This window comes from Haliscomenobacter sp. (assembly GCF_033763495.1).
Taxonomy (GTDB): domain Bacteria; phylum Bacteroidota; class Bacteroidia; order Chitinophagales; family Saprospiraceae; genus Haliscomenobacter.
The window spans coordinates 1-2,092 of record NZ_JANRKL010000027.1 but is presented as its reverse complement, the minus strand read 5'-3'; the positions used below and the strand labels follow the sequence as shown (position 1 = coordinate 2,092).

The following is a 2,092-nucleotide window of genomic DNA, read 5'->3' as shown; positions in this document are numbered from 1 at the left end:
TTTCAAAGCATTATCAACAAAAAATCATGCGATTTTTAAAAATGTCCAGTAGTATGATTTTTTACTTTTAAAACTTGGTTGTTTAAACTTAAGCCATTGCCACCTGTGCCTCCAGGAGGTATATGCTGAATGTTGTCACTCCATAATGGTACAAATGTGTAGTCATCGTTCCATGGTTTTAATGGATCACTCTGAACAGGGCAGATTGAAATCATATTAGGTAGTCCTTTGAAGGCTAGTAACTGAATAAAGCCAATATCTTCTGAATTAGAATTTACTCTTTTTAATTTAAAAGGAACTGAGACTCCATCTATTATTGGGAAAAATTGATTAGGGAAAAAATTATCAATTTCTCTAATGGCCACAATTGGATTGTTATAATTAACCCGCTCAATATAAGCTAAAGGGCTTTGAGTTGGAGAAAAGGGTTTTGCCATTCGCACCCCAAAAATATTATTCAAACCAGATTCTAAGTGCGTAATCTTAAATCCAACCCATTGATAATTTGTAACTGGTTAGCCTCAGGCGACCCGATACTCTGGGATACCTCCAGATAACACGGTATAGAGTTCATTGAAAGGATTGAATTGGAGTTTTCGGACTGTGGAGATAAAGGATTGGATGCGGGCATAGATTTCCGCTCCGTACTGGGTGCGGAAGCATCCACTGACCTTCATTTTGGTCTTGGTGGGTCTAATGTCCCTTTCTGCCTGATTGTTGGAGAAGGGCACTTCTGCATGGAAAGCGAAAGCCAGCACCGCATCCTGATACTTATTCAGGCGGTCAAACAAGTTTCTGCCTTTTGTTTTCTTTGGTTTGCCGCGTGGTTTTTGTGTCGGCGGCGGCTCTTCTTATCTGCTTGTTGGAGCAAATCTTGGTATTTTCGAAGGATTCTGGATCGTTCTTTTGTCGGGATGGCTGCCTTGCCTTTGTCAGAGCGTTCGTACAGGTCAAGTAAAAATGCGTGGAAGTTTTGGGCCCATTTGCTTCCCGATTCTATGAGAGCGGTGAATTCCCGAAGTAAATGCGCACCACAAACGGCATGTTGGCATCCTGTGAAGTTGAAATAGGTAGACCAACAATCATGAACTGCCCAGTTTTGAAACGAGGGTAAGATAGAAATATCGGTTTGGTGGGCTGCTGCGCCCCGCTGTGGATGTACAAACAAAGCAGTATAGTGTTCATTACTTGCCACATGTTCCCAAAACCGGTCTTTGCCCACATAAAAGCCCGTTTCGTCATAATGAACGACCTCGCATTGAAGCAATTTTGTCTTGATGTGCGCCTCGTCATCGGCCAAACATCCATAGGCAAATTCGTTCTGGGCTTGCAAGGTCTGTTCGTTGAGGGTCACACCATACAGGTCTTTGAAGATCGCTTGAACCTTGTTACGCGGGATATTGTAGCCGTTGTTAAAAAGCGCACTCATCGCCACCAATCGAAGGCCATATTGCGTGTTGGAACACACATCTTGCGGAAATTGGCCTTGGTTCAGGGCTTGACAGCCGCTGCAAACCCAGTCCAAAACCTGATGCTCTGTTACTTCGATACGAGGCGGGGGAATGTCGAACACCTGACGACGGGCGCGAATGATCAAGGATTCTGCGCCATGTACCTGACCGCACCTGCCACAAACTTCGGGCATGTGCGTTTTTACCACATCTGGTGCAGATACCATCTTGAGCGTGCTGCCGTCATGACCTTTTTTGCCACCAACCTTGCCGCCCTTGATCCGAGGAAATGCAGGCTTGGGCTTATACTTGTCCATAGAGGACGGATAATTTGAGTTGCGGCTGTTCTGTTGTATTTGAGACTCCAATTCTTTAATCCGAGATTCCAATTGCTCAACCTTTTGAGCATACCCTTGCAGTTGAGGCTTAATGCCTTCAACAAACGATACCAACTCTAAAATTATCCGATGGCAACTTGCTATGTCGTTGGGTAACTCCATTGAAACACAAAAATAAACTTTTTCAATCGCCTGGTAAAAATGAAAATCAGGCTAACCAGTTACGAAATTTTTTTGAATAGAAAAACTGACTTAAAACATAGGAGGGGCTTCACCATTTGTCTGGGATTTAAGAGAGAATTT

Annotated in this window: 3 protein-coding genes; all 3 read right to left on the bottom strand. The window is 43.5% G+C overall.

Features of this window, described 5'->3' with window-relative positions; all coding sequences use genetic code 11:
• Positions 1–35 precede the first annotated feature (35 nt).
• The 3 genes from SFV55_RS02325 to tnpC all read right to left on the bottom strand — a co-directional run bounded on the left by SFV55_RS02325 (position 36) and on the right by tnpC (position 1,951).
• Positions 36–437 carry a hypothetical protein gene (locus SFV55_RS02325; protein WP_320027840.1) on the bottom strand — a complete coding sequence of 134 codons (402 nt, stop codon included), beginning with the start codon at positions 435–437 and terminating at the stop codon, positions 36–38.
• An 84-nt stretch (positions 438–521) separates the two neighbouring features.
• A complete protein-coding gene (locus SFV55_RS02320; protein ID WP_320027839.1) occupies positions 522–791 on the bottom strand; it encodes an IS66 family transposase in 270 nt (89 codons plus the stop codon).
• Complete coding sequence (gene tnpC, locus SFV55_RS02315) at positions 776–1,951, bottom strand: IS66 family transposase (RefSeq protein WP_320027838.1); 1,176 nt, start codon at positions 1,949–1,951, stop codon at positions 776–778. Before tnpC ends, SFV55_RS02320 begins: the two co-directional genes overlap by 16 nt.
• Positions 1,952–2,092 lie beyond the last annotated feature (141 nt).

Bases quoted from the DNA above. Each gene is read 5' to 3' on its own strand.
- SFV55_RS02325 (WP_320027840.1), bottom strand. From the start codon at position 437: ATGGCAAAACCCTTTTCTCCAACTCAAAGCCCTTTAGCTTATATTGAG.
- tnpC (WP_320027838.1), bottom strand. From the start codon at position 1,951: ATGGAGTTACCCAACGACATAGCAAGTTGCCATCGGATAATTTTAGAG.